This window comes from Kribbella qitaiheensis (assembly GCF_014217565.1).
GTDB lineage: Bacteria > Actinomycetota > Actinomycetes > Propionibacteriales > Kribbellaceae > Kribbella > Kribbella qitaiheensis_A.
Window position 1 is genome coordinate 2,341,935 of sequence record NZ_CP043661.1, and the last position, 25,375, is coordinate 2,367,309.

Sequence of the window (25,375 nt, forward strand, 5' to 3'; positions counted from 1 at the left end):
GGCTCACTGCCGGACTGTTACCTATTGGTCGGCCCTCCTTCCACCGCGCGTGCCTGAACGACGATGCGCTGGTAGTGGGCGGTCAGGGGGTTACAGGCGAACAAGGTGATGAGCTTGTCGGCCGGCTTGGTGGGTTGGCGCAACACGAACTGCACGTAGCCGGACTCGGGCACGATCGTGTTCGCGATCACCTTGTACGTCATCGTGCGGTCGCCAACGGTGACCCGGATCGGATCGCCCGACTTGAGCCGCTCGAGGTGCAGGAACGGCTTCTCGTTGGTGCTCCGGTGGCCGCTGACGACGCTGTTGCCGGGACTACCGGGCAGCGGAGTGCCGGGCCAGTGGCCGACACCGTGGACCAGGGCTGCTTCGTCGACGCCGTTGTTGAGCTGCTGGTCGACACCCAACTTGGGGATCACCAGCCGCCCGAGCCGCAACTGCTCGCCGGGCTTGGCCTTGATCGCCTCGATCGGCACGCCCTGCGCGGGGTTGTCACCAGAGCTGAACTGAGGCTCGACCGGCTTCCCGTCGCGCAACTGATCCAGCATCCGGTCCACGAGGGCGGGATCAGCAGAACTGGCCGCCGAACCAGGCTGGGTCTGTCCGGTCGGCGGCCCGGCACTCTGCGACGCACTGGTGGAGCTGTCGGGTCCGAAGACGACCACGCCGACGACCACCAACGCGGCGAACCCGCTGCTCGCGGCCACCCAGCGCCAGACCGGCTTCCATCCCCTCATCGGATCTCACCGCCGCTGCGGCGAGATGTCGTCGATGGGAACTCGCTGCCGGTCGTGGCTTCTACTGTCGACGGTCTCAAAGGAATCACCTCCACGGTGTTCGGAGCTATAGGCACCCCGGATGGGAGACGGCGCGGGCCTATTTCGCCGTCCGGCCGCAGCCGATCTGGCCGCGGCCGATCTGGCCGCCGCCAAGCAGCGAACGACCGACGCAGATCATCGACACCGCGACGCGGCCTCATCACCTTGTCGCGGTCTGGGAGCTATCCCTGGTGGATTGAAAGCCGGTCGCCTGCGAGATTCGCGACGCGGGGCCCCTCGAGGTCCACCTTTGGTCGGTGGCGCTGCGGTGACGATGGACAGAACCTCGAGGTCGTTCACGATGCCCGCGTCCATCAGGGCGTCGAGAACCTCCGGGTTCGTCGCGACTACTTGCAGGCGGCAACGATTGGTCCAGGACCGTTGCAGAGCTTCCCGGAGGACTGCTGGCAGGTCCTCTCCCAGACCGTCGGTCTTGTCGAGGTTCAGCTGCACCACCCCGGCACTGAGGTCGCACGCATCCAGCAGCACCTCCCGCAACTGTGCCGTGTAGTGGTGGTTCAAGGTGCCGGCTACGTCGATGACCAGCAGGCCATCGGCTACCTGCAGGCAGATCTGGGTCGCTCGTCGAGCCGCCGTCTCGGCCACCGGCTGGCGAACCTTCGGGGTGAAGGTTGACGACATGGCCTCTCCTTGCAACCGGAACGCACCCGTCATTGGTGATGGGGCCGACCCGGATCCGCTGACCCGTGTCGGTCAGCTATCTGAGGTTCAGTTCGGGGCCCGGGCAGGGAGCTCGTGGTGTTCGGCAGGCCGTCGATCGCTCGCCGGCATTCGAGCAGACCTGACTTCAGCAGCCCGGCCCGCCGTGGCCGGCGTGACATCCAGCAAGTCGGCGGCTTCGCGGTAGGAATGGTCACCGAAGACGGTCAGCGCCAAGACACCCCGCTGGTGGCGCGACAAGACGCTGAACCCACGGCTTGCCGCCACCCCCAGCCCCGACTGCGGCTGGACCCCTCCGCCAGCCGCGGCCGATGCCTGAGAGGAGCCGCGGGGGCGCACGCAGTGGGTGTAGGTCAGCCGGGCGAGTTGGTGACGCAGACTGCCGGACGGGTCAGCGTTGCCGTAGCCGGTGCAGGCCTGGACCACAGCCTCGACGACGGCCGACTCGGCGGCTTCGCGGTCACTCGAGACCGCGCAGGCCAAGTTGAGCAGCGCTAGGCCGTGCAGGTCGTAGATCTGCGCGATCGAGGCGTCGTCGCCGCCTCGCGCCGACGTCAGCAGCCGGCGGTCGCCCGCGGCGTTCTGCTGATGGTGCGTCGCGAGGGGCGTGGAGGCTGGCCGTCGGTGTCGCAGCGATACGGACATGACAATGCCCCGATCCGGGGTAGATACATCGGCTCGATGCGCTACCGGGGTCCGAGGCAGCACCACTCGAAGAGTGTTTGTACGCATAACGAAACCACGCCAAGGGCGCCCTGCGCAACTCTCGTCACCGTTCCGGTATCAGCCGGCATGGCCCTGGGAGGGTGGTCGACGGACGCCCTGCTTAGCGGACTGAGCAGTGTTGTATCGGCGATTGCCGTCGCTCGATATCCGGAGGCTCAAGTTGACGGCTGCACACTGGCTGGGCGTCCTCGGGTCATTTGAGCGATGTCACTGTTAGACGGTGGGGCTGATCGCCCGGGAAGGTTGCGGGTGGCAATCAACCTGAGTGCGACGGTGTGCAGCTTGATGTTGTTGTCTTGGGAGTAGCGGCGCAAGGTCGCGAACGCCTGTTCGTCGTCGAGACTGTAGCGCTCCATCAGGATCCCCATCGCCTGCCCGATCAGTTTGCGGGCATCGGCTGCCTGGTGCAGCGTCTCCTCGTGCCGGGCTGTGCCCATCGCGATCGCGGCGTGCAGGCCCAGGATGTGAGCGATCGCCTCGTCCCCGGCGTCGAACGCATCCGGTCCGGAACTGCCAAAGGTCAGTACGCCGGTGGTGCGCTGCCCGGTGCGCAGCGGCACCTGCAGGACGGTCCGCAGCCCCAGCTCACAGGTCTTGGTGGCCCACTCGGGCCACCGCGCATCTGTGGTGCTGTCGCGGACCAGGACGGGGATGCCGTCGGCGAGGGCCACGATCAGCGGACCGTCACCGGTGTCCATCTGTAACTGGGAGACGGTCTCCATGATCGGATCGGTAACGGCAGCGATCGCGGGCCTCCCGCTGCGGTGAGCCAGTACCATCGCGGCGTGACTGCAGCCGACCGCGGGCAGTACGAACTGCAGGACCGCCGCGGCCGTGTGTTCCACACCGACGGATTCGTAGAGTTCCATTGCCAGGTCGGCGAAAACATCAGATGTGTTGTCGATAGTGCCGTGACCGGTGCCGCTCATCGCTAGGCCTCTCCTGCTTATCGGGCCCCGTTGGACCCGCCCGCCCCAACTCGGCCGACTCTGCCCCCATCATGCGCCTCGCCCGGCTGTCCGGCGTCATCATCGTCGAACAGATCTTCACGATTGGGCCATGCGCAGGCGTATCCCGTACACCGCTCTTCGCGTGAAGTCCTGAGGACTGCGCGTACCAGGTCAGTGAGCGAGGATGGCGGCTTTGTCGAGTGAGCCACCGATGATGGCATTGGCCACAGCGGTGAGGGTCTGGCTATTGCTGCGGGCGTAGGAACGCATCGCGGCGAACGCTTCGCCGAGTGGCAGCCCGGCCCGTTCGGCAAGCATGCCTTTGGCCTGTTCAATCAGGATCCGGCTGTTCAGCGCGTGCTGGAGCTGCTCGGCCAGCACCTCCCGCTCCCGCACAGCCCGCTCGTGGAGCAGGCCGATGGTGGCCATGTCGGCCAGCGCCTGCCCCAGCTTGAGGTCTTCGGCTGTCAGGGCAGCGGTGCCGGTGCTGAACAGGTTCATCGCGCCGATCACTTCACCGCGCAGCCGCAGCGGCAGCGCGTGCGCTGCCCCGTACCCGGCGGCGAGCGCCGCCGCGGCGAACTGGGGCCACCGTCCCGCGGTCAGGTCGACGTTGACTACCGGTTGACCGGTCCGGAAACAGTCCACGCAGGGGCCTTGGCTGTGCTCGAGTTCGAATAACTCCAGCAGCTCGGCCTGCTCATCGGAGGAGGCCATGAAGTGAAGGTCGCCGCGCTGGTCGGCCAGCATCAACCCGGGCCGTGTCCACGGCGAGCAACTCGACGCTGACCTCGGCCAAGGTGGCGAGCAGGTCGACCAGGTCGAACTCGGCGGTCAAGGTATCGGCCAGCTCGACGAAGACCTCCGCCAAGCGTTCTTCGCGTTGCGTCATTTCGTCGTCTTCCTTTCAGTGCCCTGGGGGCTGTGCCTGTTCCAGTCGATCGTTATCGGCCGGGTGGTCGTCACTGGTGGAACCGTAACCGCCGGGCCACCACATCGACCGCCACGTCGGTGACCGGCCGTTCCAGCGCGTACGAGCGGGCGCGCAGCATCACCAACGCCTCAGCCAGTCCGGCATCCAGCTGTGCAGCGATCATGCCGGTCGCCTGATGCACCACCGTGCGGTAACCGATCGCCTCGGCCAGCAGCGGATGCAGCTCCTCGGCATCGGCCTGTAGATGCAGCAAGATCGTCGTTGCCGCGTCAGCAAAGGCCAGCGCCTCAGTGACCTCGGCATCACCGAGCACTCCGGTCTGGTCGCGGTACAGGTCCAGCACACCCACCCGGATGCCGCCGACCTGCAACGGGAACGCGAACACCGCCCGCACGCCGGCTTCCAGCGCACCCGCGGTGAACCCCGGCCACCTAGCCGCCCCGGTCCGCTCCAGGTCCGGATGCAGCACCGGCCGACCGGTCGTGGACGACTCCACACACGGCCCCTCGCCAAGGGTGAACTGCAACTCCTCCAGCACCCGGGCCGGGCCATCGGTCGCCGCGAGCATCGACCCCGGCCCCGTATTGGTCATCCACACCAATCCGACACCGGTCACGGGCAGCGCTGCGGCACACGCCTCGACCAGCAGCGAAGGAAGGCCGCCCGCCTGGGCGCCTGTGAACGTGGCACGGGTCAGCCCCGACAGGATCTGAGCCGACCGCGCAGTCACCATGGTCACCGCCCCGCCCCGTCGCTGGTCCAGCCAGCGGCTCGATATTGCATTGATCAACACCCATACCTAAGCACGTCTGCTCCCTTGAGCCCCCAACCCACCCGCGGGTGGGTTGGGAAGGTGAGCCCGTCACCGGCCCGCGTTCGCCCTCAGACATCGAACCGTAACGTCCGGGCGACAAACGTCAGCGGTACGGGCCGGTCAGGTCGACGCCATCGGCCTGCAGATGCCACAGCCGTCGTCGCCGCCGCCTCAGCGAACGCCAGCGCCTCGGCGATCTCGAGCTCGCTCAAAGGCCCACCCGCTCGCGGTAAGATCCAGCACCCCGACCCGGTGACCGCCCAGCTGCAACGGGAACGCAAACACCGCGAACACCCCCGCGTCCAGTGCACCAGACGCGAACACCGGCCACCGGGCCGGTCCAGTCCGTGTACCAGATCCGGCTGCAGCACCGGCCGCCCCCGTCGACGTCGACTCCACACGGCCCTTCACCAACGGTGAACTACAACTCCTCCATCACCCCGGGCCATCGCTCGCCGCCAGCATCGACCCTGGCCCCGAATCAGTCGTCCACACCGGCCCGACACCAGTCACCGGCTACGCTGCGGCACACGCCCGCACCAGTACGCGGCCACCTCGCCTGGCCCTGCACCAGCCGCCGCCCCGGTCAACTCCAACAAGATCTGCGCCGACCGCTCGCTCGCCACTCGCATCACTCACCCTGTCGCGGGGTCCGCACGCCAACCGACCGCCTCATACACCCTGGAGGCCAAGTGCTTGGGTAGCTGACCTGGGGGCAGACTTCGCGGGTCGGTGAGGATTTGGCTGCCGTGGTGCTACTGACGGCCGGCGCGGGTCCCTGCCTGGCGGCGGTCACGGATCAGCTCACGGTGCTGGTGGGCGACACCGTGTCCGATGACCGGTGGTCGGTGTGGGCCGCACAGCTGGCCGAGCTGGGTCTGCGCAGTGTGCTGGCGATCCCGATCCGCGTCGGCGACGAGATGCTGGGTGTGTTGAACGTGGTGGCCGCAAAGCCGTACGCGTTCGAGCCCAGGGACGTCGCGATCGCGCACCTACTGGCCCGGCACGCCTCGGTCGCGGTGGCCAGTGCCCGCCAAGAGGACACTTTGCAGCGCGCGGTCGACGCGCGGGGCGTGGTCGGTCAGGCGCTGGGCATCTTGATGGAACGATTCAGCGTCGATGCCGATCGGGCGTTTCTGATCCTGCGCCGGTCGAGTGGCCCGGGGGAATCGCACCCCCGGGCTCTCACAGAGTAACCATTCAGGTTCCGGTTGGCACCGGTGGTTTCCAGGGGTTGCCGGTGATGGCGTCGCGTAGCGCGGTGAGAACGTAGATGCGGTGTTTGCGGGCGGTGGAGATGTAGCCGCGGACGCGGAGCCAGGCTTGTGCTCCGGTGCTGGCGCGGTGGCAGCCAGAGATCTTGATCTGGGTTTTCGCGGGTCACAGATCGCGCTCGGCCTGGTTGTTCGTGAACGGCACGAGGCCGGGGTGGCGGGCGACAGGAGTACCTGCTGGTCGCGGTCGCGGAGCCGTTCCAGCAGGTTGCGGGTCTTGGATTGTTTGCGTCCGTCGCGGCGGGGATGACAGGCCAGCCCGCACAAGATCGCGTGTCGCCAGTTGTCCAGCAGCGGGTTGCCGATCTCGGGCGGGGTCTGTTGCAGACCGTTGTCGCGGGCGGCGTGAGCGGCGTCGTTCAACCCGTACAGGGCGTCCAGCGCGGCTGTCGGCCAGGCCTGGCCGGGATGGATTTCGGCGACCGCGACCAACTCGCGGGCGATGTGGGCACAGCGCGCGTGTGTGGCGGTGGCATAGTCGGTGCCGTCGTAGACGCTGAGCGCGTCGTGCACGACGACGCCGGTGAAGCCGGGCAGCACCCCGAAGGCATCGACAGCCTTTCGGCCCCGGGACTCGTGCAGGTGGTAGGCGGTCAGGGTTTCGGTGCAGGCCACGTGCAGCCACTGCTTGCTGCCGGCAACGTTCAGGCTGGTCTCGTCGACGTGGACCAGGTGTGCCAGCGTGATCAGGGTTTTGATCAGCGCCTCCGTGTCGGCCAGCGCCTCCGCAGCCTGCGCGAGCACGCCACTGACCCAGCCAGTCGAGCAGCGCGCCCCGGTCACGTCGGCGATCAACTGCGCGGTGCGCTCGACCGGGACATGCTGGAACACCAGCAGATACACCGCGAGCGCGCGCAGGTTCGGCCCATAGGCCACCGGCGCGTTCACCCCGTCCGGCGCCGTTGCGGTGGTCACCAGGCCGCAACCACAGCGACGCTTGTGCAGCCGATGCTCGGTCACCTTCGCGGTGACCTCGGGGATGTCGTGCAACTGACGGCGCACCACCCCGACGGCTCGGGCCGGTTCCAAGTCCGCCCCGCAGCCGCCGCATTCGGATGGAACATGGTCGACCACCTCATCGGGCTGATCGACCTGCCGCAGCGCCGAACCCGGTGAACCCGGCTGCTTGCCCGGCCTCCGGTCGGTCTTGCCCCGCAACGAGCGCGGCTTGCCGAACCGATCCGAGCTCGGCGGCAGCGACGAGTTGCCCGAGTTCTGACCCAGCCGCCGCTCCAGCTCAGCGATCCGCTCCACCTGCGCCGCGTTCTGCTCGGTCAACTCCGCTACCCGAGCCGACAGCTCACCGACCAACGCCAGTAACTGCTCATAGGTTGGGGCCTCGGACACGACCACAACCCTGCCCACGCACCCGACACAGTCAAGCCGACACGCTCACGCCAGCCACATCAGTCACACCAGCCCACCTGAATGGTTACCTTCACCCTGCGATACGCCTCGTGCACAGCCCATTTCGAAATCTCGAACGACTTCATCGACGACCTCGGTTGACTCATCCAGCTCCTCCCAGCTTTCGCTGGTTGACTGCTCCACCAACCCGAATGGTCCGGCCCCTTCGCTCCACGCCCATTACAGCCGCTTCACCACTACTACGAGCCGGTCCGCCGGCATACCCCGCATCGGTACTCAACGCCTCACAGTTTCTGCTGCTCGGCGCGCTCCCTCTCGCCGCCACCAACGCGGCACTATCAGGGCATGCCTTCCCACGTTCCATGCGAAAGCCGCAGACCAGGCTCACGTCGCCTCCATGCCGGACACCACCTGGCCAGAAATCGGGAACACCCACCAGACTCATCCCAGCACCAAAAAGAAGCCCCGGTTTCGATGTCATCTATATCCATTTCGACACGTCGTCAGCGATTCACTCGCGTTCGTCTTCCTGATCCCCATCTGACGCCATCACGGACGCCTTTTCCCCATCGTTCACCACGACGGTCTTCAGCCAACGCAGCATGAGGTGATTGAAGCCTCACTCCCGACGAGCGACTCCGAAGGGCCACTACCCCTTCATCATTCGCACAACACCACATTCGCCTGCCTGACCTACCTCACGCAGCCTCCTGTGTTCGTGGCACACCTTTTTTCAAGAACTCGTTTTCCATTCGGAGTTCCCGCATTTCCCGCTCAAGCTCCCGAAGCCGAGCCCGCTCGGCAACATCCAAAGCAGGTTCCGCGCCGGCATGATCACGCCGATAGGCACTCACCCAGTTACTGAGAGTTCCCGGATTGATACCGAGTTCCCTGGCCACTTGGGCTACCGGCCGCGAAGTCTCGATCACCGACTTCACGGCCTCCTCCCGGTATTCGGGAGTGAAATTCTTCTTCGGACGAGGCAAGATCTGTCCTCTCCAGACGGCCCAATCTTAGTTGGGGCACTGTCCGGAAGGTTCGTGGCACCTCATGGCGTGTCCTCGGGTGTCTTGTTTTAGGCGGGTTTGGTCGTTGGTGGCATGGGTCGGGCCCGGCTGTCGCGTCGGGTGGGCGGGTTCCGATGTCCTTGGGTGGTAGGGATGCAGGGCCGGGGTTAGGTGGCTGGCCAGGGGGCGGCGCGGAGGCGTTGGAAGGCGGTGGTGAGGTGGGTTGTCCAGGGCCAGTCTTGGTCGAGTCGGAGGTGTCGGCCGCGGGCGGTGCGGACGAGGACGGCGGCGACGTGTAGTGCCTGGTAGCGGAAGGTGGCTGGTTCGGTGCGGGCCAGCGTGGCGGTGAAGCAGAGGGCTTGGGACCAGGTGATTAGGTCGGCGGCGGTGAGGGCGAGTTCGAGCCAGCAGGCGTTGGCTGTGTAGGCGTGGAAGGGCAGGTTGCGCATTCCGGTGTCTTTGCCGGTGCGGATGCGGTCTTCGACGCGGGCGTGGCCGCGGTGTTCGTGTTCGAGGTCGGGGACCTGTCCGCCGGTGGTGTCGGTGAGGAAGGCTGTGAAGCGGTGTCCGTCGATGTCGGTGAAGGTGAGTTGGGCGCCGGGGTGGGGTCGTTCGCGGCGGACGATGACGCGGGAACCGGTCGGCCAGTTGTCGAGGTTGAGTAGCCCTGTGAGTTCGGCGACCCAGGCTCCGCGGCGGGGTTGTCCGTCGGCGTTGTAGGCGGGTAGCCAGGCGTGTTCGGGAGTTGCGAGGATCGCGTGTTGGAGGTTGTGGTCGACGGAGAACCCGAGGGAGTATCCGATCCCGCGGGCGCGGAGCGCGGCAGCGAACGTGTGGGTCGCGCCGGCTGAGTCGGCGCTGGCCATCATCTTGGGCCTGTCGGTCTGTCCGGGTCGGGGCCGGGCGTTGCCGGGCAGCGCAGCGATCGCCAGGTCGAGCACCTTCACGTGGTCGGCGGCGGTGTTTGAGCCTGCGTTCCCGGGCCGCAGCAGCCCAGCCAGCGCCTCTCCACCGGAGATGTCGGGGCGGTCCAGGTAGCACAGCAGCGGGTGGAAGCCGTAGCCTTTCTTCCAGGTGGGTGCGGCGTTTTCCTTGTCCGAGTGCGCGGTCAGCAGGGTCGCGTCGAAGTGCAGCCACATCGGTTCGGACAGGTCCGGTCCCGCGCCTGCGGCCCAGGCCTTCTCCCGGGCGCTTGTCCGCGCTGCCCGTAACAGGCCCAGTTTGGTGTCATCGACCTTGTCGACGACCCGCCACGCGGTCGGGTCGGACGCGACCAGCCCGAACAGGCGCGGCTGGTCGCGCAGCGTCCGCAAATGCCGCAGCGCATCACCGCCATCAGCGATCGACACCGCGATATCGGCCAGCACCTGCCCCGGTGCATGCAACGGCGGCAACCGGTAGGTATCGATCAACGCCTCGGTCCATCCCTGCACCAGCCCGGTCGAGGCTGCCAGCTCCCGCAGCAATGCCGTGCCGGCGTGCGACACGATCCCCTTACCATCCGCGGACACCTTGAACCGGGACCCACCCTTGCTACGCTTCACCTGAGAGTGTCTTTCTGTTCGAGATCATTGAGTCTTCGCAAACCCAATTTTCCCTTACAGGCAAGGCACTCTCGCCTTTTCACATCACGTGTCGCCCAAATTTCCGTGAAACGTGGAGGCTAGCGTTCAATCCTGTTCCGGTCCTCCTCGGCTCTGGCCGAGACCAGAGCCGGCGAGAGCGACGCGGCAACGGTCGGGGCGGCTGGAGCGGTGCCGCGAGCCGTGCGGACCCGGGGGATGTTCGCGGCGTCGAGGGCTGCGATGACGTCGGGGTGGTTGGCGATCACCCGTAACCTGCCGTAGGCCCGGGTGGGGCGGCGCCAGATCTCTTGGAGGGCGTGGACGGCGTCGATGCTGAGGTAGGTGCAGGCCGACAGGTCCACGGTCAGGATTCCGGCGCAGGCCGGCCAGACGTCGAGTAGGTCTTCGCGAAGCCTCGCCGCGGTCAGCCGGTCGATGCGACCGATGGCAGTCAGGACGATGACACCATCGCCGACTCTGATCGTGATCCGGTCTGTTTGATGGTGATGCAGGTCGGCGGCGCTGGTAGGGGTGGTTGTGAGAGCCAGGGCCGGCTGGGTTGTCGATGTCATGCGGCCCCTACCGGTGTGAGGCAGTCGCGCAGCCTGCGTAGACCGTCGCGGATCGGGGCTTTGATGGTGGGGAGCGTCACTTCGAGGAGGGCGGCGACTTCCGGGTAGCTGTAGCCCTCGTAGAAGGCCAGCACGACGGCTTGGCGCTGGAGATCGGTCAGCGAGAGCAGGCAGCCGCGGATGTCGGTGTGTCTGGTGGCGGTTTCGGCGGTGGCGTCGAAGCTGATCGTGGAGGCACGGGCATCCTCAAGGTCTCGTTCTTTGCCGGCTCGATCTCGCCGGACCCGGTCGACGGCTCGCCGGTGAGCGATGGTGAGGGTCCAGGTCTCGACCGAGCCGCGGCCCGGGTCGTAGCGGGCGGCTGTTCGCCACAGTTCGACCATGGCGTCTTGGGCGACCTCTTCGGCCAGGGCCGGGTTGCGCAGTAGGCGAAGAGCGATACCGAACGCTCGGGACGCGGCCACGTCGTACAGGGCGGAAAACGCGTCGCGGTCGCCGTCGGCGACCTGTTCCATCACGACGGGCAGCGGGTTGTGTCGTCCGGTCGTGGCCGGACTGGGTCTCGGCGTCTCGGACAACGCAGCCAGCTCCTTTGGTGATAACACACGGTGAGGTGTGCCGCCAGGGTCTGGGGCAGCGCGTCGCCCGGGCGGCTGATCGCCTGGGGCCTATAAGTGACGTTACATGCGTTTCGCGTAACAGACCCCGCTCGTTGCCCCGGGCACCGCTGCGGAGTGATAGAGCGAGCTAGTTCGCCCCGATACAGGGGAGCCGTTTGGCACACGGCCTGGTTTTGGGTTGCGCAGGATTCGGTACCGGTTGTACGACAGCACGGGGTACGGTCGTGTTGCTGCCCCGGACCCTGGCGGCTCTCCATGGAGCGCCAACGAAGGGGCCGTCCGATGTCTCGAACAGTCATTCCACAGCGTCGTCGCTCACGGCGAGCGGCACTAGCAACTGACTCGCTGTCGGCTGAACGGCGGGATTTACTGGAGGCCGCGGGCAGCGGAGATGCCGCAGCCGTCGGCCAGATCTGTGACCGTCACGGCGGGGCGCTGTTCGGTCTGGCCCTCGCGATTCTCGGCGACCCGGCCCGGGGCCGAGGCCGTCGTGGTCGATGTCATCGCCCGGGCCTGCGCTGATCCCGCAGCGACAGCTACCAAAGCTGAGGCCGGTGGCGGGGGCGGTCTGCGGCGTCAACTCGCCCGGTCGACCTATCTGTACTCGACCCGCTGCATGGCCGATACGGATCGGTCGTCGCGCGGGCCGGCCACGGCGCGGATGGCCGAGTCGACCGAAGTCGCTCGCCAGCAGCGCTCGGCGGTCGCACTGGTGCGGTGCGGGGACCACATGGTCGGCGACGTCGCTGATCTGCTCGGCCTGCCCGTCACCGCCGTGGCTGTGCTGCTGTCGTCTGGCCTGAGGGATCTGGAGGCGGCAGATAGGCGCGCTGTGGACGACGGCCGCCAGCGACGCCGGACGGGGCCCGCCGGCGTGACGATCGCGAATCCAGATCCGGACCCAGTCGCACCGTCGGTCGAATCTCAGTTGCCAACGGCCACGAAGTTCGCCGCGCTGGCAGTCGACCTGGCCGCAACCCGCGACCTCGACCAGGTCCTCGCCAAGGTACTCAGGTTCGCCATGGCCGACGTGCACTGCGACTCGGCCACGATCCGGCTGCAGCCCACCGGACGGTGGCCAGCCATCATGGTCACTTCCGATCCACCCGATGCTCAAGCCAGCCTCCTGCAGCCCACCGGCGGTCACGAGGAGACCGGTGCCGGCGTCCGCAGCGTCCAGGTCGTCGAGCTGGCCGTCGGCCAGACTGTTCTTGGCGCTATCGCCTTCTACGCTGCTCAATCCACCAGGTTCACCCCGGCCGACACAGCAACAGCGAAGTTGCTTGCCGTCCATGCCGCGCTGGCTATCGCTTCGGTCCGGAGCGCGGTGAATCTGTCGGAGGCGATCGATTCGCGGGCCCTGATCGGGCAGGCCCAGGGCATCGTGATGGAACGCCTCGAGGTCGACGGTGAGGAGGCGTTCGCGCTGCTGCGGCGCTGTTCGCAGGACGACAATCGCAAGCTCCGCGACATCGCCCACGACCTGGTCATCACCCGGCGGCTTCCGGGCGAGCAGCTACGCCCGGGACCGGGACGTCGGTCATGACCTCCGGTCGCCGCGCCCACCCACTGACAAACAGGTGCTCCAGGCAGCGTCGGCGCGGCAGGTCGCCAGACATCATCGCGGCGGGCATCGTAGGCAAGCGACGTCGAGGCCGTGTGCTCACGGTCAGCCGTCCACGGCGCGCGGATACCGGCCCAGGACGGGTGTGAGGCAGTGGCATCGCTACGCCTACGGCAGATCCTCCTCGAGGTGCTGGCTGTCGACCAGCCAGACCCAACCAGCCTTGACGGTGACACCGTCTGGGGCAGACTGTGCGCTTCGGCAACCGCGGCGGTGCCGGTCAGCGGGGCTGGAGTCGCGCTGATGACACCAACCGGCCATGGTGGCACCCTTGCGGCCACCGATGGGCCGGCCGAGGTGATGGAGAACCTCCAGTACACCCTCGGTGAAGGCCCGTGCCTGAACGCGTTTCGTGACCGGCGACCGGTCCTGGAGCACGATGTCGCCCGGGCAGGAGCACGCTGGCCCGCCTTCGCACCGGCCGCGGCCGGATCCGGGATCGCTGCGGTCTTCGCGTTCCCGCTGCAGATCGGAGCCATCCGGCTCGGCGTCCTCGACCTCTACCGCGACAAGCCCGGCCCGCTGGACAGCCTCCAGCTGGCCGAAGCGCTCGACTACGCCGCCGCCGCGACCACGATCCTGCTGGACCTGCAACACGAAATGCCACCGGACCGGCTGCACCCTCAACTGGCCCAGGCCGCCGACGGGCACCGAGGGATCCACCAGGCCACCGGCATCATCACCGTCCAGGCATCGGTCGGCATCAACGAGGCGCTGCTGCTGCTGCGCGCCCGCGCCTACGCCAAGGATCGCCCGCTGCTCGAGCTCGCTCAAGATGTGGTGGCCCGACGAGTGACCTTCTACCCTGAGGACGATCATGATGAGTAACACCACCACGTGCTCGCGGCACCTTCTGGTCCGGAAAGGCGGCACCAAATGAGCAGGGAACAGCGCCTCACGGAGGTGTTTGTCGAACTCGCCGACACCCTCGTCGACAACTTCGACGTCATCGATCTGCTTCACACCCTGTGCGAGCGCAGCGTCGAACTGCTGCAGGCCGACGCGGCCGGCCTGATCCTGGCCGACCAGCGCGGCGTGCTGCACGTGATGGCCTCCACCACCAACGAGGCCAGGCTGCTGGAGTTGTTCGTCTTGCAAAACGACGAAGGCCCCTGCCTGGACTGCTACTCCACCGGCGAGCAGATGGTGAACATCGACCTGGACCAGGTCGAGGAACGCTGGCCCAGGTTCCGGGCCGCCACCATCGCCGCGGGGTACCGCTCCACCCACGCCCTCCCGCTTCGTCTGCGCGGCCAGGTCATCGGGGTTCTGAACCTGTTCTGCACCGCCCGCACCGCCCTCAGCGATGCTGACATCGCCCTGGGCCAGGCACTGTGCGACATCGCCACCGTCGGGCTGCTCCAAGAACGCACCGTGCGCCACGGCGAAGTACTGGCCGAACAGCTTCAGTCCGCGCTGAACAGCCGCGTCCTGCTCGAACAGGCCAAAGGTGTCTTGTCCGAGCGTGCCGGGATCGGCCTCGACGATGCCTTCACCCTGCTGCGTGCCCATGCCCGCCGCAACCATCAACAACTCAGCACTATCGCCAGCCAACTCATCGACGGCACCATCCCCGCCGCCGCACTCCAGACACCCGCCAGCGGTCCCACCAACACCTAGATACCGGGGCTGGTTGGATCCCGCGGCGGGACGCACAGCTATCTGCTCGAGGCCGCTGATTCAGGACGAAGGCTCAGTCGGCGTGCATGTTCAGCCTTGCCACAGGCTGAACCCGGCTGTCTCTTGCAGTCCGCCGGCTAGCGGTATCCGCAAGACGAAGCAGCCGGTGGGAAGCTTCGTTGATCGGCTTGCCGCGGACTGGTGTAACCGCGGATCGTGGGCGGTCTGTTTCCGCTGTAGCCGCTCGGCGGGGACGTCTGTGCAGTCAGTTGATGGTGGTCGCGATCTCGGGCAGGTGGCGGGTCGGTCAATCGGCTGTGGCGCGGCCGCGGGCCGCGTGGACGAGGCGAAGCGTGTAAAGCAGGGTGCTGAGGGTGAAGAAGACGGCGGTGAGGAGCAACCAGCGGGCCAGGTAGGGGTGCTGGTCTTGGCCGGTCGCGGCGAGGTAGGTGTCGTGGCCTTGTTTGGTGATGCCGGGGAAGAACAACAGCAACACAAGCCCCGCGGCCAGGGCCGGGACCCGGAGATAGTTCAACGCGCTTGGGTGAGGATGTGTGCTGGGACGGCGTGGCAAGAACCGCAGTGTGCGTTGGGCGGTACGGTCGGCGAGGGTATAGAGCGGGAAGAGGACGAGGTCGTGGGCGATGACCGCACCGACGAACCACGCCGCCATCTTCGGCCAGGAGGCGTCAGTGACGACCTGTAGTGCGACGTACCCGGTGAGCGCGAAGCAGCCCAGGAGCACCATCGCGTGCAGCGGGTGGGCGCCGTAGAAGCGGCGGATCGGGTCGACTGTGATCGGCATGGTCAGGTCGCCCGGAACTCGATGGAACGGACCCATTTGGTGTTGTGTACTCCGGGGAGCGCGGGAACGATGACCCGTGCCGGGTAGCCGTGATCGAGGCTGAGGTCGGCCTGGTTGACCTGCAGGGCCAGCAGGGAGTCTGGATGCAGGATCTGGTTGCTCTGCAACGTTGCCTGGTTGAACGACCCGCTCTTCTCAAGAGACATCACTTTGGCCGAGGCCGGATGGGGTACGCCGGCGAGCTGAGCGAGGTCTCGCAGCCGGACTCCACCCCAGGTCTGGGTGCTGGACCAGCCTTCGACGCAAGCGATCGGTAGCGTCGCGGTGTGCTGTGTCATGGCCGCGAGTTGAGTGCGAGTCAGCGTCACCGGCCGCGGTCCACCGAGCAGCCGCAGTGACCAGTCGGCGGCGGTGCTGGCGGGGTTGATGTTTGCGGCGGTGGCAGTGCGGTTGATCTGGAAATCGTTGGGTCCGTCGCCTAGATCGCGACCGCGGGGAAGCAGTAACGCGAACCGGCGGGTGACGCCTCCGAGCGTCTGGCCCGCGGTCAGTATCCCGACCAGGACCGCCCCTCCGCCGACCAGCGCCAGCGCGCCTCGTCGACTCATAGTGGGTGGAGCCGGGTCGGGCGCGACCAGGCCGTACGGATCGGGTCGTTCTGGGCGGGTGTCGGCCAAACGGGTCCGCAGTTCGCTACGTAGAGATCGCGACCGCAATGCCCGGATCAGATGGGGCAGTTTGAACGCCACATGCGTGACGAACGCGCCGATGAACACCCAGGCGCCGTAGAAATGGGCGGTATAGAAGGAGAAGCCGAACAAGTAGTCGTACTGGATGTTCAGCACTCCGGTGGCGATCTCGAAAAGGATCCCGCCAACCAGCAGGACCAGGGACAGCCGTTCAAGCAACTGTGCCGCCGATCGTGCCGGGGGCCACGCAAACAGTTTCGGTACCACCGACCACAGCTTCGCCAGCACTATCGGGATCAGCATCAGCCCCAGTCCGACGTGCAGCCCCTGCGTGAGGCGATACAACCACGACGGTCGCGTCGGCCAGTCGAAGTACGGCAGGCGCAGCCAGCCCACGTCCACCGGGTTGCCCTGCCCGAATCGAGGGGCGTACGCGGCGTACGACAACAGCCCGGAGACGATGACGACGGGCAACACGATCAGAAGCACCAGCCCGAACACCGAGGTCAGCCACGGGCCCCGCAGCGGACTGCGCCAAGCCCGGGCCTGAAACGGTCCGGGCGGGTTGCGGCGGGCCAGCCAGCGCCACAACCCAGCAGGGAAGCCGTCCTGAGACGACGGGACTGGTCTGTGAGAAGTCTCGCGACTGGGCTGCGAGGGGTTGTCTGTTGCCATAGTGCTCTCCACTCACCCTTGTTCGTGGTCAGGGGCGTTGATCCCGCGACCAGCGCGCTCATCGCAGTCGTCTTGGGCGAGCTGGGCGAAACATCGGGTCCGCCCGCGGCGCGTGGCGACCACCCGCAGACCCGCACGCCGGGCCAGTTCGGAAACTGCATTCAAGCCGACGACCGCCCAGGGAAACCACGCCCCGGCGGCGCTGGGATCCTGCAGCCGAGCGTGTCCCTGCCACAGCTCTGACCGGCGGGGACCCGTTTCCACCAAGATGCTGCCCCCGGGAGCAAGGAGCCTTGTAGCGCGGCGCAACAAGGTGACCGGGTCGCCGCCGATGCCGATGTTGCCATCGGCCAACACCACATGACGCCACGATCCCTCCGCGGGCAGTGGTGCGAACACGTCGCCGTGCAAGACCGGTGCACCGCGAAGCAAGCAGTAACGCACCGCCAGCGCGGAGCAATCCACACCCAGCACCGGGATCCCCTTCCTCAGCAACGCCTCCACCAGCCGCCCAGGCCCGCAGCCGAGGTCCACCGTCGGGCCCTGGCACCGCAGCAGCAGCCACCGATCCCTACGGCCGGCTGCGGCGCGCCACCGCGCCACGGACAACACCATCGACCGACCGTCATCGAGATGCAAACGCGTGCGGGTGCCGCCCAGCGCCACATCGAAGACCCCCGGCGCAGGAAGCGAGACCGACCCGGCGATGTCTGGCGCCACCGATACAGCAGAGCCCGTCATGTCAGACCCGGTCAGGTCGCCGGCGTGGTCGGTCCTCGCCGATTACCGCTCCGTAAACCTTCGCGCGGTGGGCTCCGTAGGCTGGACAAAAGACGCTGCGACATTACCCGGCAAGCAACGGACCGCCACCGACATCCAAGCCGTCACCCGCCCACTGCCGGATTTCGTTCCATTCCTCACAGGCCGGATGCCGCAGCACCCGCGGCCTTACCGTACGTTTCCGTTCCGGTGTATCAAGCCCCGACAACCTCCCCGCAACCAAGCCGAACCATGTCGGCTGACTCCCGATGCTCTGACACAGCTAATCGTTGTTTTTGCGCTGGAAACTACGGGGAGGCCAAGCTAGAAGTCACCACCAAGCGGAACTACGTCCCGCGGCCAAACCCAGGCGACGGATCAGACCGGGTGCTCGCGGGTCAGGTCGAGAAGTTCGTCTACTGACCATTGATCAGCTGCGTGTCGACCGTACTTGCGGGCAAGGACCAGGCCCGTGGAGCCGATCAGGAAGTCGGCGGGCAGCCCGAGATGCTGTTCTCCCCGGTCGGCGGTGCCTTTGAGCGATCGTGCAGCGGTCACGCTGCGACCGTAGGCGAGCCAAGCGCGGGGGTGTAATAGGGCGTGAGGCGAGGCCTCGACCTTGAACTCGGCGTAGAGGTTCTTGGTGGGGTCGGCGATCACCGCGAAGGGGAACCGGTCGGCCCCGTAGCGGCGCAGAGCCGTTTCGGTGGAGTGGAAGACGACGATCTGTGTCACGCCGCTCTCGGCGATCTCGGCGTGGCGCTGGGTGGTCTGGCGTAGGTGGAGGTTGCAGATCGGGCAGCCCGCGTAGCGGCGGAACTGCAGGTGGACCAGCCCAGCCGGATCCGGCAGCCGCGTCATTTCGCCCTGGAGCGGGGTCAACGATCGGGCGGTGACAAGGTCGCCCACAGCGAGTTGTCGAATTGGTCTTCCTCCTTCCACCGTCTGACGCTTTGGCCCTGGGTGTGCCTCACGGTGCGAGGCTGCCGAGCGAGGTGGTCACGCTGTACAGGACAACGTAGGTCGCGACGGCGATCACAGCGACCGCGGGCAGCCGCCACCGCAGAGTCTTGGCACCGGCGAGGCTGCACTGGTTGCGTCGGCGTAGCGCGAGCCAGACCAGCGTTGCCGTGACGGCCAGGCCGGCGAGACGGAACCACCAGCGGTAGTTGTCGTAGAGGTCGGTGGCCCACACGAACGCCGTGCCCGCGCCGACCACGCCGATCAGGGCCAGCAGCGTCGGGCCGACGCAGCACATCATCCCCACCAGGCCGCCGGCGATCCCGATCCGTGTGATCGGCAACGCCTGCTTGCGAGTCCGGGTCCGGGTCGGGGTCGGGGCGGTGTCAGGTTGCGGTCTGGACACGGCATGCCGCCTCTCTGGTGACGGTGTGGGCCAGCATATGGAGGCCCATCATCGCGGTACCGGCCGGTGGCTTCAGTGAGCGCGCTCACCGTGGCAGGCTCTGATTGAGGCTAGCGTCGTACGGTCGGATGCAGGAGACGAGAGACGGGTGGCCGGATGCTGGTACGGGCGAACTGGAACGGGACGGTCCTGGCTGAAAGCGCCGACACGGTCGTCGTGGAGGGCAACCACTACTTCCCGCCCGACTCGTTACAGACGGGTCTGTTCAGCCGGAGCCGGACCAAGACGTTGTGCCCGTGGAAGGGGATCGCGTCGTACTACTCCGTCACGGTAGACGACCAGACGCTCCCCGACGCGGCCTGGTACTACCCACACCCGACACCGCTCGCACGCAGGGTCAAAGGCCGGGTCGCCTTTGGGCCGGGCATTCAGATCGAGTCCGTCGAGGCGGCCGGCCGCGGTGGCCGGGAGCAGCGGTGACCGGCACCGGAGGGCCGGGCGGCAAACGTGACCGCGATGAGGTGTTCGTGGAGTTCACCCGGTCGATCTGCCCGGTCTGCAAGGTCGTGATCGACGCGCAGGTGAACATCCGCAACGACAAGGTCTACCTGCGGAAACGCTGCGCGGAGCATGGCGAGTTCGAGGCGCTGGTGTATGGCGACGCGCAGATGTACATGGATTCGGCGCGGTTCAACAAGCCGGGCACGATCCCGCTGCAGTTCCAGACCGAAGTGAAAGACGGCTGCCCCAGCGATTGCGGGCTGTGCCCGGAGCACAAGCAGCATGCTTGCCTGGGGATCATCGAGGTCAACACCGGCTGCAACCTGGACTGCCCGATCTGCTTCGCCGATTCTGGCCACCAGCCCGACGGCTACTCGATCACCCTGGAGCAGTGCGCGCGGATGCTGGATGTGTTCGTGGCCAGCGAGGGCCAGGCCGAGGTGGTGATGCTGTCCGGGGGGCGAACCCACCATCCACAAGGACATCCTGGCGATGGTCGACCTGGCGCAGGACCGGCCGATCAACGCGGTCAATCTGAACACCAACGGGATCCGGCTCGCGTCCGACCGGCGGTTCGTCGCCGCGCTCGGGGCCCGGAACCGGCCCGGCCGGGCGGTCAACATCTACCTGCAGTTCGACGGTCTCGACGAGGCCACCCACCGCGCCGTGCGCGGCCGGGACCTGCGCGCGATCAAGCAACGCGCCTTGGACAACTGTGCCGAGGCCGGGTTGACCGTGACCCTGGTCGCCGCGATCGAACGCGACGTGAACGAGCACGAGATCGGTCCGGTGATCCGGTTCGGGCTCGGCCACCCGGCCGTGCGATCGATCGCGTTTCAGCCCGTCACCCATTCCGGCCGGCACACCGTGTTCGACCCGATGACCCGGCTGACCAACTCCGACATACTGCACCTGATCGCCGCCCAGGTGCCCGAGTGGCTCCGCGCCGACGACTTCTTCGGGGTGCCGTGCTGTTTCCCGACCTGCAGGTCGATCACCTACCTGATCACCCAGGGCGTCCCCGGCGACCCGGACTTCGGGTTGGTGCCGATCCCGCGGCTGGTCAACGTCGAGGACTACCTCGATTACGTCTCGAACCGGGTGCTGCCCGACGACGGGATCCGCGAGGCCCTGGAGAAACTGTGGAGCGCGTCGGCGTTCATCGGCACCGACACCTCCAACGACCGGCTCCGTCAGGTGGCCGAGGCGCTGGACTGTGCCGACGCATGCGGGGTGAACCTGCCGGAGGCGGTCCGGGAGATCAACGACAAGACGTTCATGATCGTCGTGCAGGACTTCCAAGACCCCTACACCCTGAACGTGCGGCAGTTGATGAAGTGCTGCGTGGAGGAAATCACCCCCGACGGCCGGCTGATCCCGTTCTGCGCCTACAACTCCGTCGGCTACCGCGAACAGGTCCGCGCCCAGATGTCCGGCGTACCGGTCGCCGGCGTTGTCCCCAACTCCATCAACCTCCAACCGATCCTGACCGACTCGCCCTACGGGTCGAAGATGGACGGCTCAACGACGGAGAGCCCGCAGGTGGCGCCCCGTGACTGAGCCCACGCGGCAGGCACCGGGGCTGGATCCTGAGGACCTGAAGGGATGCTGCGCAGCGTCATATTCCTCCGACCTGGTCGCGTTGCTGCTGGGCGACTCCTACCACCCGGGCGGCCTGGCCCTCACGCGCCGGCTGGCCGACGGCGCCGGGATCCAGCCCGGGAACCAGGTCCTCGACGTCGCCTCCGGACGCGGCACCTCCGCGCTGCTGGTCGCACGCGAGTACGGCGCTAACGTGGCCGGCGTCGACCTGTCCACCGCGAATGTCTCGCTCGCGGGCCGGCGCCGCTGACGCCGCCGGCCTGTCCGGGCGGGCCACCTTCCTTCACGGTGACGCCGAACGACTGCCGGTGCCCGACCACAGCTTCGACGTGGTGATCTGCGAGTGCGCCCTGTGCACCTTCCCTGACAAGCAGGCCGCCGCGCGCGAATTCGCCCGGGTGCTGCGACCCGGTGGCCGGGTCGGGATCGCCGACATCACCGCGACCCCGGACCGGCTGCCCGCCGAGCTGACCACACTTGCTGCCTGGATCGCCTGCGTCGCCGACGCCCGACCCGCCACCGGCCCTCGCGGGTACACCGAGCTGCTCGAAGGCGCCGGACTGCGCGTGACCAGTATCGAGACCCACAACCAGGAGGTGGTGCGGATGATCGATCAGATCGATGCCCGGCTGCAGCTCCTGCGGCTCACCGCACCTGAGCGTCTGCGGGGCCTCGCCGGCGACCTCGCGATCGACACTGGCCGCGCCGGGGCCGTACTGGCAGCGGCCAGGGCCGCGGTGGCCGATGGGACTCTTGGCTACAGTCTGATCATTGCCCGCAAACCCGCGACAGACGATCCAGCCGGAGGACACCGATGATGGTCAGGCCGCGGCCGGAGGTTCTGGTCTTGGACGTGAACGAGACCCTGTCCGATCTGGAGCCGATGCGGGACCGCTTCGAGCAGGTCGGCCTGCCGAGGTACGCGCTCGACGCCTGGTTCGCGGCCACGCTGCGCGACGGGTTCGCGCTGACCGCCGCCGGCGCCTACCCGCCGTTCCGCGACGTCGCCGCCGACGCGTTGCGGTCGCTGCTCGCCTCAGACGGGCCTGCGGGGACAGCTGTCGCGGGAGCGGTCGGGCAGATCCTGGCGGGCTTCGCCGAACTGCCGGCACATCCTGACGTCTCGCCCGGCTTGCACCGGATCCACGCCGCCGGCATCCGGCTGATCACGCTGACGAACGGCGCGACCGCGATCTCCGACCGCATGCTCGACGCGGCCGACGTGCTGCCACTGCTCGAGCACCGCCTCTCGGTCGACGTCCCAAAGAAGTGGAAACCGCACCCGACGCCTACCGGTACGCCGCCGACGTGTGCGATGTTGACCCGGCGGCGATGGCGCTGGTCGCCGTCCACCCCTCGGATGTCGACGGTGCCCGTCGGGCCGGACTGACCGGGATCTGGGTCGACCGGCGCAAAACGCCGTATCCGACCGTGTTCCTGCCGCCCGACCTCCAGGTTCTCAACCTCGAGGCGCTCGCCGACACCCTCACCGCGTCGTGACCCCGTCCCGGCGGGTTGCCATCGCCTCTGCGGTCGCGGCCGGTGGCCTGCTGACCGGTGCCGGCGCCTACCTCGGCCTGGTGACAGGAGCCGTGCCGGTGGATCTAGGGATCGGCCGCCGGACCAGGGCACTCGGCCCGCTGACAGTGCAGATCGCCGCGCCGCGCGAGATCGTGTATGGCGTGATCGCGGCGCCGTACGCCGACCGGACCACCCGGGCGTTGCGCGAGAAGGTACGGGTGCTGGAACGCGGCACCGACATGGTGCTCGCCGCGTACTACACCCCGATCTCTGGTCGGCTGCGAGCCACGACTGTGGAGACCGTGCGGTTCGCCCGCCGGATCGGATCGACTTCCGCCTGGTCCGCGGACCGGTGCCGTATGTCGCCGAGACCTTCCAGCTGGACGAAGACGGCAACGGCACCGTGCTCGTCTACACCGGTGAACTCGGCACCGACCTGTGGCATCTCGGCCGGCTGTGGGGCGACCTCGTCGCCGCCAAATGGGAGGCAACCGTGAAGAGCTCGCTCGACACTGTCAAAGTCGAGGCCGAACGACGCCACCCGCCAGTAGACCGCTAACTGGCCGGAACCGGATGAGGCGCACTGTAACCGCCGTCACCGACACGGCCGTCGCCCGGTTTCTACCGTCAGCCTCACAGCCACCCGACACGTCTCCGGTGGCCCGAGGCAAGGGAGCGGTCATGGCGTCGGCAGACACGACAACCAGCTTGCAGGCACTACCGAAGAACCTGATCACAGGCGCCGCGGCCGGTGTGATCGCCGGGATCCCGCTGGGCATCATCATGCAAATCCGCGACGCGGACCCCAAGATGATGCCCGGCATCACGATGATCGAGTTGGTCGGAGATCTCATCTCCGATCCCTCCGCCGGGCTGGGCTGGCTCATCCACCTGTTCAACTCCGCCCTGTTCGGCGCCGTCCTCGTCCTGCTGCTCTCCCGGTGGCTCAGCCGGCGCGGCCCGGCGATGCTGCTCGGGCTGCTGTACGGCGCAGCATGGTGGGTCGTCGGTGCGCTGTGGATCATGCCGGCCTGGCTGGGCATGGACGCCATGGTCTTCGAGGTCGGCACCAACCAATGGTGGAGCCTGGCCGGACACCTCATCTACGGACTGCTACTCGTCGCCGGCTACATCATCGGCCGCCCGATGCTGTCCAAGACGCAACTGCAGGCCTAGCAACAAGTTTCATGGCAGATCCGAACGAGCGGTACTGTCTGGCCGAGGGCCTCGATGCCCTCGACCAGCGCTCTGGAGGTTCGCTCCCGCCCTGGGCACCAGGACAACGCGAGGAGCTGGCTGACGTGGAACGTGCCCCCGGCGGTCACGGCGCCGACGGCATCTGGTGCATGGCCGAGGTCGACATCTTCGCCGACCTATCCGCGACGGAGATGGAAGCCATCGCCGCCGCGGCACCGATGAAGACCTACCCGGCCGGCGACATCCTGTACTCACCCCACCAGCCGAGCCAGACATTGTTCATCCTCAAGAAGGGCCGAGTCCGGATCTTCCGGGTCGCACCCGACGGCCGCGCCCTGACCACCGCACTGCTCACCCCGGGCACGGTCTTCGGCGAGATGGTGCTGCTCGGCCAGCAGATGCACGACAACTTCGCCGAAGCCCTCGACGAAGCCGTCGTCTGCGTCATGAGCCGCGCCGACGTCCACCGCTACCTGCTGTCCGACCCGCGCATCTCCGCCCGGATCTCCGAAATCCTCGGCCGACGCGTCGCCGAGCTCGAACGGCGGCTCACCGACGCCGTCTACAAGAGCGTCCCCGCGCGGATCGCGGGCACCCTGTGCCTGCTCGCGTCCGAGCAACAGAAACGGACACTGGGCCGCGGCGTCCAGATCGCCCTCACCCACGAACAGATCGCCGCCCTCACCGGAACCTCCCGCGAAACCACCACCAAGGTCCTCGGCGAATACGCCGACCGCGGGCTGCTCCGCCTCGGCCGCGGCAAGATCACCATCCTCGACCCCGAAACCATCGCCACCGAAGCCGGACAATAAGGAACAAACCAGCCGTGCGGATCCCAGCGACCTCACACCGTCACACGCCGGCTACACCGACTTCGAGCCTGGCCAGCGCGATACAGAGCGCAACGTCGAAGTACGCACATGCGATGACAGCGGAGGGACTGTGGACCGACCTCCATCTCACGACCCCTGAGCGAGGCAACAACCAACGGACCTCATCCAGCTCACCGAGGTCCCTGGCGAACGTCACGATGCGGCAAGATGAGAAGAAGCAGCGCGCGCGCTAGGCCAGCTGAGAATCCCTGTTCCACTCCTCCTCGACCCCGAAGTCTGCCCGCTGGGTCAGCTATCCAAGTACTGGGCCCAGACCGGACCAGGACACCCTCGTGGAGTTGCTCGTTCCGCAACTCCACCGGCACCATCAGCTACTTGTCGCTTCAGATCAGCTCAGCTTCGGGAGTTCGGACCTATGAAGGCAGCTCTGTAATCATCGACGCTGGGTCCGATCCGCCAGCGGTGGGGGCCGACCTGTCGGGATGCCACACCAGCCATTTCCGCTCGACCTGTTCTGCCAGATCGACCCCGTGGTGCCGGGCCAAGAGCACCACATGGCACAGCACGTCGGCCAGCTCGGCACCGAACTGGTCGTCCAACTCCTGCTGCGTGTTTCCTTTGGACCTGGCCTGACCAGCCCGCATCAGGAATGCCTGCGTCAACTCGCCGACCTCCTCCTGGAGCTTGAGGAGGAACCCGGTCTCGTCGCGGGTGAACCCATGCGCGCGGGCATAGCCTCGCGAGATCACCTCGACATCATCACTCAGCCGCGTCAAATCCACGCAGCCAGCGTAGGGATGCGTCCGAGCGGCCGTCGCCCCAGGGACATCCTCAGCTTGTTGCACCTCGCCAGA

Annotated in this window: 30 protein-coding genes and 1 pseudogene; 12 read left to right on the forward strand and 19 right to left on the reverse strand. The window is 67.2% G+C overall.

Annotated features, from left to right (window positions below; genetic code table 11):
- Positions 1–17: 17 nt before the first annotated feature.
- The 7 genes from F1D05_RS10625 to F1D05_RS10650 form a co-directional block, all read right to left on the reverse strand.
- On the reverse strand, positions 18–737 hold the full coding sequence (locus F1D05_RS10625; protein WP_185447266.1) for a sortase: 720 nt from the start codon (positions 735–737) through the stop codon (positions 18–20).
- A 216-nt stretch (positions 738–953) separates the two neighbouring features.
- Complete coding sequence (locus F1D05_RS10630; RefSeq protein ID WP_185447268.1) at positions 954–1,460, reverse strand: STAS domain-containing protein; 507 nt, start codon at positions 1,458–1,460, stop codon at positions 954–956.
- Positions 1,461–1,547: 87 nt separating this feature from the next.
- Positions 1,548–2,144, reverse strand: a complete 597-nt coding sequence (locus tag F1D05_RS10635) for an RNA polymerase sigma factor (RefSeq protein WP_185447270.1) — start codon at positions 2,142–2,144, stop codon at positions 1,548–1,550.
- Positions 2,145–2,380: 236 nt separating this feature from the next.
- The gene (locus tag F1D05_RS10640; protein WP_185447272.1) at positions 2,381–3,154 is read right to left on the reverse strand and encodes a GAF and ANTAR domain-containing protein; all 774 of its coding nucleotides are present in this window, start codon (positions 3,152–3,154) and stop codon (positions 2,381–2,383) included.
- Positions 3,155–3,346: 192 nt separating this feature from the next.
- The gene (locus tag F1D05_RS10645) at positions 3,347–3,925 is read right to left on the reverse strand and encodes a GAF and ANTAR domain-containing protein (RefSeq protein ID WP_246486582.1); all 579 of its coding nucleotides are present in this window, start codon (positions 3,923–3,925) and stop codon (positions 3,347–3,349) included.
- Positions 3,876–4,067, reverse strand: coding sequence for a hypothetical protein (locus F1D05_RS40035; protein WP_246486583.1), 192 nt, complete (start codon positions 4,065–4,067; stop codon positions 3,876–3,878). Before F1D05_RS40035 ends, F1D05_RS10645 begins: the two co-directional genes overlap by 50 nt.
- A gap of 70 nt (positions 4,068–4,137) precedes the next feature.
- Positions 4,138–4,842, reverse strand: a complete 705-nt coding sequence (locus F1D05_RS10650) for a GAF domain-containing protein (RefSeq protein ID WP_246486848.1) — start codon at positions 4,840–4,842, stop codon at positions 4,138–4,140.
- A gap of 896 nt (positions 4,843–5,738) precedes the next feature.
- Between F1D05_RS10650 and F1D05_RS10655 the strand changes: the two genes are divergently transcribed.
- Positions 5,739–6,119 carry a GAF and ANTAR domain-containing protein gene (locus tag F1D05_RS10655; protein ID WP_246486849.1) on the forward strand — a complete coding sequence of 127 codons (381 nt, stop codon included), beginning with the start codon at positions 5,739–5,741 and terminating at the stop codon, positions 6,117–6,119.
- A gap of 258 nt (positions 6,120–6,377) precedes the next feature.
- Here the strand turns inward: F1D05_RS10655 and tnpC are convergent.
- From tnpC to F1D05_RS10680, 6 genes and pseudogenes are all read right to left on the reverse strand, one after another.
- Positions 6,378–7,562, reverse strand: a pseudogene (gene tnpC / locus F1D05_RS40040) (IS66 family transposase); the annotation flags it as partial.
- Between the two features lie 701 nt (positions 7,563–8,263).
- On the reverse strand, positions 8,264–8,551 hold the full coding sequence (locus F1D05_RS10660; RefSeq protein ID WP_185447276.1) for a transposase: 288 nt from the start codon (positions 8,549–8,551) through the stop codon (positions 8,264–8,266).
- Between the two features lie 188 nt (positions 8,552–8,739).
- Positions 8,740–10,116, reverse strand: a complete 1,377-nt coding sequence (locus F1D05_RS10665) for an IS1380 family transposase (protein WP_185447277.1) — start codon at positions 10,114–10,116, stop codon at positions 8,740–8,742.
- Positions 10,117–10,235: 119 nt separating this feature from the next.
- Complete coding sequence (locus F1D05_RS10670; protein WP_185447279.1) at positions 10,236–10,709, reverse strand: STAS domain-containing protein; 474 nt, start codon at positions 10,707–10,709, stop codon at positions 10,236–10,238.
- A complete protein-coding gene (locus F1D05_RS10675) occupies positions 10,706–11,287 on the reverse strand; it encodes a sigma-70 family RNA polymerase sigma factor (RefSeq protein ID WP_246486584.1) in 582 nt (193 codons plus the stop codon). The genes F1D05_RS10670 and F1D05_RS10675 overlap by 4 nt, the downstream gene beginning before the upstream one ends.
- Positions 11,288–11,695: 408 nt before the next feature.
- Positions 11,696–11,833 carry a hypothetical protein gene (locus tag F1D05_RS10680; RefSeq protein ID WP_185447280.1) on the reverse strand — a complete coding sequence of 46 codons (138 nt, stop codon included), beginning with the start codon at positions 11,831–11,833 and terminating at the stop codon, positions 11,696–11,698.
- On the opposite strand from F1D05_RS10680, the gene F1D05_RS10685 reads away from it, so the two are divergent.
- The 3 genes from F1D05_RS10685 (at position 11,820) to F1D05_RS10695 (ending at position 14,573) form a co-directional block, all read left to right on the forward strand.
- A complete protein-coding gene (locus tag F1D05_RS10685; RefSeq protein ID WP_185447282.1) occupies positions 11,820–12,875 on the forward strand; it encodes a GAF and ANTAR domain-containing protein in 1,056 nt (351 codons plus the stop codon). The genes F1D05_RS10680 and F1D05_RS10685 overlap by 14 nt on opposite strands.
- A 171-nt stretch (positions 12,876–13,046) precedes the next feature.
- A complete protein-coding gene (locus F1D05_RS10690) occupies positions 13,047–13,781 on the forward strand; it encodes a GAF and ANTAR domain-containing protein (RefSeq protein WP_185447284.1) in 735 nt (244 codons plus the stop codon).
- 48 nt (positions 13,782–13,829) lie between these two features.
- Positions 13,830–14,573, forward strand: coding sequence for a GAF and ANTAR domain-containing protein (locus tag F1D05_RS10695; protein WP_185447286.1), 744 nt, complete (start codon positions 13,830–13,832; stop codon positions 14,571–14,573).
- A gap of 307 nt (positions 14,574–14,880) precedes the next feature.
- Here F1D05_RS10695 and F1D05_RS10700 read toward each other — a convergent pair whose 3' ends face one another.
- The 5 genes from F1D05_RS10700 to F1D05_RS10720 all read right to left on the reverse strand — a co-directional run bounded on the left by F1D05_RS10700 (position 14,881) and on the right by F1D05_RS10720 (position 18,867).
- The gene (locus F1D05_RS10700) at positions 14,881–15,414 is read right to left on the reverse strand and encodes a hypothetical protein (RefSeq protein WP_206686466.1); all 534 of its coding nucleotides are present in this window, start codon (positions 15,412–15,414) and stop codon (positions 14,881–14,883) included.
- A complete protein-coding gene (locus F1D05_RS10705; protein ID WP_185447290.1) occupies positions 15,381–16,742 on the reverse strand; it encodes a molybdopterin-dependent oxidoreductase in 1,362 nt (453 codons plus the stop codon). Before F1D05_RS10705 ends, F1D05_RS10700 begins: the two co-directional genes overlap by 34 nt.
- A gap of 12 nt (positions 16,743–16,754) precedes the next feature.
- Entirely contained in the window at positions 16,755–17,462 is a 708-nt protein-coding gene (locus F1D05_RS10710; RefSeq protein WP_219732999.1) for a class I SAM-dependent methyltransferase, read from the reverse strand.
- 417 nt (positions 17,463–17,879) lie between these two features.
- Entirely contained in the window at positions 17,880–18,443 is a 564-nt protein-coding gene (locus F1D05_RS10715; protein WP_343066584.1) for a redoxin domain-containing protein, read from the reverse strand.
- A gap of 28 nt (positions 18,444–18,471) precedes the next feature.
- Positions 18,472–18,867 carry a hypothetical protein gene (locus F1D05_RS10720; protein WP_206686160.1) on the reverse strand — a complete coding sequence of 132 codons (396 nt, stop codon included), beginning with the start codon at positions 18,865–18,867 and terminating at the stop codon, positions 18,472–18,474.
- A gap of 156 nt (positions 18,868–19,023) precedes the next feature.
- Here F1D05_RS10720 and F1D05_RS10725 point away from each other — a divergent pair, with 156 nt between their 5' ends.
- The 8 genes from F1D05_RS10725 to F1D05_RS10755 all read left to right on the forward strand — a co-directional run bounded on the left by F1D05_RS10725 (position 19,024) and on the right by F1D05_RS10755 (position 24,500).
- Positions 19,024–19,347, forward strand: a complete 324-nt coding sequence (locus F1D05_RS10725) for a DUF427 domain-containing protein (RefSeq protein WP_206686161.1) — start codon at positions 19,024–19,026, stop codon at positions 19,345–19,347.
- 513 nt (positions 19,348–19,860) lie between these two features.
- A complete protein-coding gene (locus F1D05_RS10730) occupies positions 19,861–20,928 on the forward strand; it encodes a radical SAM protein (protein WP_206686162.1) in 1,068 nt (355 codons plus the stop codon).
- Complete coding sequence (locus F1D05_RS38780) at positions 20,921–21,220, forward strand: SAM-dependent methyltransferase (RefSeq protein WP_206686163.1); 300 nt, start codon at positions 20,921–20,923, stop codon at positions 21,218–21,220. The genes F1D05_RS10730 and F1D05_RS38780 overlap by 8 nt, the downstream gene beginning before the upstream one ends.
- Positions 21,192–21,788, forward strand: a complete 597-nt coding sequence (locus F1D05_RS10735) for a methyltransferase domain-containing protein (RefSeq protein ID WP_206686164.1) — start codon at positions 21,192–21,194, stop codon at positions 21,786–21,788. The genes F1D05_RS38780 and F1D05_RS10735 overlap by 29 nt, the downstream gene beginning before the upstream one ends.
- Positions 21,788–22,360 carry an HAD family hydrolase gene (locus tag F1D05_RS10740; protein WP_246486586.1) on the forward strand — a complete coding sequence of 191 codons (573 nt, stop codon included), beginning with the start codon at positions 21,788–21,790 and terminating at the stop codon, positions 22,358–22,360. Before F1D05_RS10735 ends, F1D05_RS10740 begins: the two co-directional genes overlap by 1 nt.
- A 106-nt stretch (positions 22,361–22,466) precedes the next feature.
- A complete protein-coding gene (locus tag F1D05_RS10745; RefSeq protein ID WP_206686165.1) occupies positions 22,467–22,988 on the forward strand; it encodes a hypothetical protein in 522 nt (173 codons plus the stop codon).
- Between the two features lie 184 nt (positions 22,989–23,172).
- A complete protein-coding gene (locus F1D05_RS10750) occupies positions 23,173–23,667 on the forward strand; it encodes a hypothetical protein (RefSeq protein WP_185447292.1) in 495 nt (164 codons plus the stop codon).
- A gap of 11 nt (positions 23,668–23,678) precedes the next feature.
- Positions 23,679–24,500 carry a cyclic nucleotide-binding domain-containing protein gene (locus F1D05_RS10755; RefSeq protein ID WP_185447294.1) on the forward strand — a complete coding sequence of 274 codons (822 nt, stop codon included), beginning with the start codon at positions 23,679–23,681 and terminating at the stop codon, positions 24,498–24,500.
- A gap of 434 nt (positions 24,501–24,934) precedes the next feature.
- On the opposite strand, the gene F1D05_RS10760 is transcribed toward F1D05_RS10755, so the two are convergent.
- The gene (locus F1D05_RS10760; RefSeq protein WP_185447296.1) at positions 24,935–25,303 is read right to left on the reverse strand and encodes a MazG nucleotide pyrophosphohydrolase domain-containing protein; all 369 of its coding nucleotides are present in this window, start codon (positions 25,301–25,303) and stop codon (positions 24,935–24,937) included.
- Between the last annotated feature and the right edge of the window lie 72 nt (positions 25,304–25,375).

Bases quoted from the DNA above. Each gene is read 5' to 3' on its own strand.
- F1D05_RS10625 (WP_185447266.1), bottom strand. From the start codon at position 737: ATGAGGGGATGGAAGCCGGTCTGGCGCTGGGTGGCCGCGAGCAGCGGG.
- F1D05_RS10630 (WP_185447268.1), bottom strand. From the start codon at position 1,460: ATGTCGTCAACCTTCACCCCGAAGGTTCGCCAGCCGGTGGCCGAGACG.
- F1D05_RS10635 (WP_185447270.1), bottom strand. From the start codon at position 2,144: ATGTCCGTATCGCTGCGACACCGACGGCCAGCCTCCACGCCCCTCGCG.
- F1D05_RS10640 (WP_185447272.1), bottom strand. From the start codon at position 3,154: ATGAGCGGCACCGGTCACGGCACTATCGACAACACATCTGATGTTTTC.
- F1D05_RS10645 (WP_246486582.1), bottom strand. From the start codon at position 3,925: ATGCTGGCCGACCAGCGCGGCGACCTTCACTTCATGGCCTCCTCCGAT.
- F1D05_RS40035 (WP_246486583.1), bottom strand. From the start codon at position 4,067: ATGACGCAACGCGAAGAACGCTTGGCGGAGGTCTTCGTCGAGCTGGCC.
- F1D05_RS10650 (WP_246486848.1), bottom strand. From the start codon at position 4,842: ATGGTGACTGCGCGGTCGGCTCAGATCCTGTCGGGGCTGACCCGTGCC.
- F1D05_RS10670 (WP_185447279.1), bottom strand. From the start codon at position 10,709: ATGACATCGACAACCCAGCCGGCCCTGGCTCTCACAACCACCCCTACC.
- F1D05_RS10680 (WP_185447280.1), bottom strand. From the start codon at position 11,833: ATGACATCGACCACGACGGCCTCGGCCCCGGGCCGGGTCGCCGAGAAT.
- F1D05_RS10695 (WP_185447286.1), top strand. From the start codon at position 13,830: ATGAGCAGGGAACAGCGCCTCACGGAGGTGTTTGTCGAACTCGCCGAC.
- F1D05_RS10700 (WP_206686466.1), bottom strand. From the start codon at position 15,414: ATGGGTCCGTTCCATCGAGTTCCGGGCGACCTGACCATGCCGATCACA.
- F1D05_RS10705 (WP_185447290.1), bottom strand. From the start codon at position 16,742: ATGGCAACAGACAACCCCTCGCAGCCCAGTCGCGAGACTTCTCACAGA.
- F1D05_RS10725 (WP_206686161.1), top strand. From the start codon at position 19,024: ATGCTGGTACGGGCGAACTGGAACGGGACGGTCCTGGCTGAAAGCGCC.
- F1D05_RS10730 (WP_206686162.1), top strand. From the start codon at position 19,861: ATGGTCGACCTGGCGCAGGACCGGCCGATCAACGCGGTCAATCTGAAC.
- F1D05_RS10735 (WP_206686164.1), top strand. From the start codon at position 21,192: ATGTCTCGCTCGCGGGCCGGCGCCGCTGACGCCGCCGGCCTGTCCGGG.
- F1D05_RS10740 (WP_246486586.1), top strand. From the start codon at position 21,788: ATGGTCAGGCCGCGGCCGGAGGTTCTGGTCTTGGACGTGAACGAGACC.
- F1D05_RS10750 (WP_185447292.1), top strand. From the start codon at position 23,173: ATGGCGTCGGCAGACACGACAACCAGCTTGCAGGCACTACCGAAGAAC.
- F1D05_RS10755 (WP_185447294.1), top strand. From the start codon at position 23,679: ATGGCAGATCCGAACGAGCGGTACTGTCTGGCCGAGGGCCTCGATGCC.